The sequence below is a fragment of the Vreelandella hamiltonii genome (assembly GCF_014651795.1).
GTDB classification, from domain to species: Bacteria; Pseudomonadota; Gammaproteobacteria; order Pseudomonadales; family Halomonadaceae; genus Vreelandella; species Vreelandella hamiltonii.
On the sequence record NZ_BMXO01000027.1, the window covers coordinates 1 to 2,439 of the forward strand.

Annotated in this window: 3 protein-coding genes; all 3 read right to left on the bottom strand. The window is 56.3% G+C overall.

Translation table 11 applies throughout. The annotated features are described in order from the left end of the window. Positions 1-663: HlyD family secretion protein (locus tag IE061_RS17840; RefSeq protein WP_189464296.1), on the bottom strand; the 663-nt coding region annotated here is incomplete at its 3' end. Further along, positions 653-2,041, bottom strand: a complete 1,389-nt coding sequence (locus IE061_RS17845) for a TolC family protein (RefSeq protein ID WP_230478502.1) — start codon at positions 2,039-2,041, stop codon at positions 653-655. The genes IE061_RS17845 and IE061_RS17840, both read right to left, overlap by 11 nt. A gap of 97 nt (positions 2,042-2,138) precedes the next feature. Then, on the bottom strand, positions 2,139-2,327 hold the full coding sequence (locus tag IE061_RS17850; RefSeq protein WP_193462208.1) for an ABC transporter permease: 189 nt from the start codon (positions 2,325-2,327) through the stop codon (positions 2,139-2,141). Between the last annotated feature and the right edge of the window lie 112 nt (positions 2,328-2,439).

Consider the following 2,439-nt stretch of genomic DNA (forward strand, 5'->3'; position numbering starts at 1 on the left):
CAACAGAGCTTCATGGCGAGCCGCAGCATTCTCAAGCTCCATCTCGGCGATGCGCCGATTATCTCCCCGCCCCTGATCAAGGGTAGAGGCCAACTCCGCCTCTGCAGCTTCCAGATCAAACCGCTGTATGATGGCTTGTTGCTCCAGAGCTTCTACCTCCATCCTTGGCACGATGCCTTTCTCCAGCAGTATGCGAATCTCATTCAAGCGCCGTTCGGTATCATTGAGGTTGAGCCGTGATGTCGACAACATTCGTCGCGCCCGTGCCACCTCTTGCCCCTCCTCCCACGCTTGCAATCCGTTGAGTGTGCTCTGCGTCTGCAAGCGCTGGGCCAGCGCCTCTCGCAGTTGGATGTCTAGCTGAGTTGTGTCAAGCCGCAGCAGTGCATCACCCTTCTCCACTCGGCCGCCCTCTGATACCAACAACTCAAGTACATTACCTTCGAAGGGCGAACTCACGGTGCGCAGCTCGGCTGGGGCAATGCGCCCTACTAACCCGATTTGTTGAACCAGCGGTTGCGGTTCCACCGATACCCAGGAGATCTCCTCCTGTAGCATGGGCTGACTGTTATGCTGGACAAACAGCCATACAGCCCCGAGCGCAGCAAGCAATGCGGCTAGCATTAACCAAAGCTTTTTTTGGGAGATCGAGTTAGTCGTCATTGAGGGCAATATTCCAGCTCTGCAAGGTCATACCCAGCCGCAGGTCAAGCTGGGTCTGGGAGTTGAGATAAGCAATCAACACATTTAACCGGGTGTGCTCAGCATTGCGTAGCTCCGTCTCTTGATTCAGCACTTGGAAGTTACTAGAGCGACCTACCGAGAGCTTTTCACGCTCAACTTCCAATGATCTCTGCGAGAGTTCGATGGCGCGCTGGGCTAGCTGATACTGGCGCCACTGCGCCTCCAGGTTGCGCACGGCATCCTCGATATCCCGCACCAGGGTTTGCTCGGTCTCGGTAAGTCGCAATGCCTGATCATAGATGTTGACCCGCGCCTGGACCTCATCCCTACGCAGCCCTGAATTGCTAATAGGAATATCCACCTGCACTCCGGCATAGGCGTCCCAGCGCCGGTCACCAGCGTACTCACTGCTGCCGAAACGGTTTTGTAATTGACTGGCACCACCGACCAGTGAGACGTCCCACAACCGCTGGTTATGAGCTACCGTCCCTTGAATTTCCACCTGTTCCCGTGCAATCAGCTGGCTTAGGTATTCTGGTTGATGGGTCTTAGCGATTTGTCGCGCCTTTTCTGCATCGAGGCTGACCTGTCGTGCTTCCAGCGGATCGATGGCTTGTAGAGGCGTGGAAAGATCCATAGCCATCAAATGCAATAATTCCAGCCGTTGCGACTCAAGCTGGTTTACTGCTTCTTCTATATCAAGCTCGCGTCTCGCTATATCGGCCTGGGTCTGCAAAATATCGAACTCCGCCATCTGCCCAGCGGTTATCAGGGCCTCATTCACCTCGGCTAGTTGCCGTGAGCGTGCTAGCCCCTCTTCTGCGATTCGCACTTGCTCCTGAGCGCGCAGTAGTTCCCGATACGCGAGTACAATTTGGGTCACCACCTGAGAGACCGTTGATTGGAGATCTAACTGGTTCATTTGCTCTCTGAGTCGCGCCAGGCGCAGTGGTGCCGTCGCCACATCTCGGCCAGCATCGCGTAATAACGGTTGGATCACCGCCATGGTGACGCCACTACTATGGCGGCTACCTATCTCGCCACTGCGGTTGAGCGCTTCCGTCCACGAAAGGCTGAAGTTGGTGCCCAGCGGCCCCTCCATAATCACCGTGGGCGAGATTTCGCTGATCTGTTCGTGGTCATCATCTCGCTGAGTGGCGAGATATCGCCCTCGCACATTGAATTGCGGGTCAAACTGCTCCTCCGACACTTCCAGGTCGAGACGCTGTGAAATACGTTGCCAGTAGGCGCTACTGATGGTGCGGTTACCTTGCAATCCCCGAGCCACAGCTTCGGCCAGCGTCAATTCCATTACTTCGCCGACAGACGGCTCATCCACTACTAGTGGATGGGTCATCACCGGCTCTGAAGGCTGTAGGACCTCCTCCATCCACGACCAAGCGGGAGTGCTCAAGAACATCAGCACGGTCATCGTGCCCAGTAGAAGCCGTGAATCAATCGGCACGCAGCGCCTCCACTGGCTGAAGACGAGAAGCCAACGCTGCTGGATAGAGTCCGAAGAAGATACCCGCCAATAGGGCGCCGCCCACGCCCAGCGGCAGTGCCTCTCGTGTCATGTGAAACTCCCAGCCGGAGAAGCGGATGAAGCCATAAGCCACTGCCAACCCCAGCGCCGCACCCAATACGGCTCCTAGGCTTTGTACGAAAAGTTAGCTCGCAGGCAGCGGTCTATGCATGCCACGCATACCATCGCCCTAAAGCTGCTTGCTAACTTATCGTAGCGTGTGGCAATGC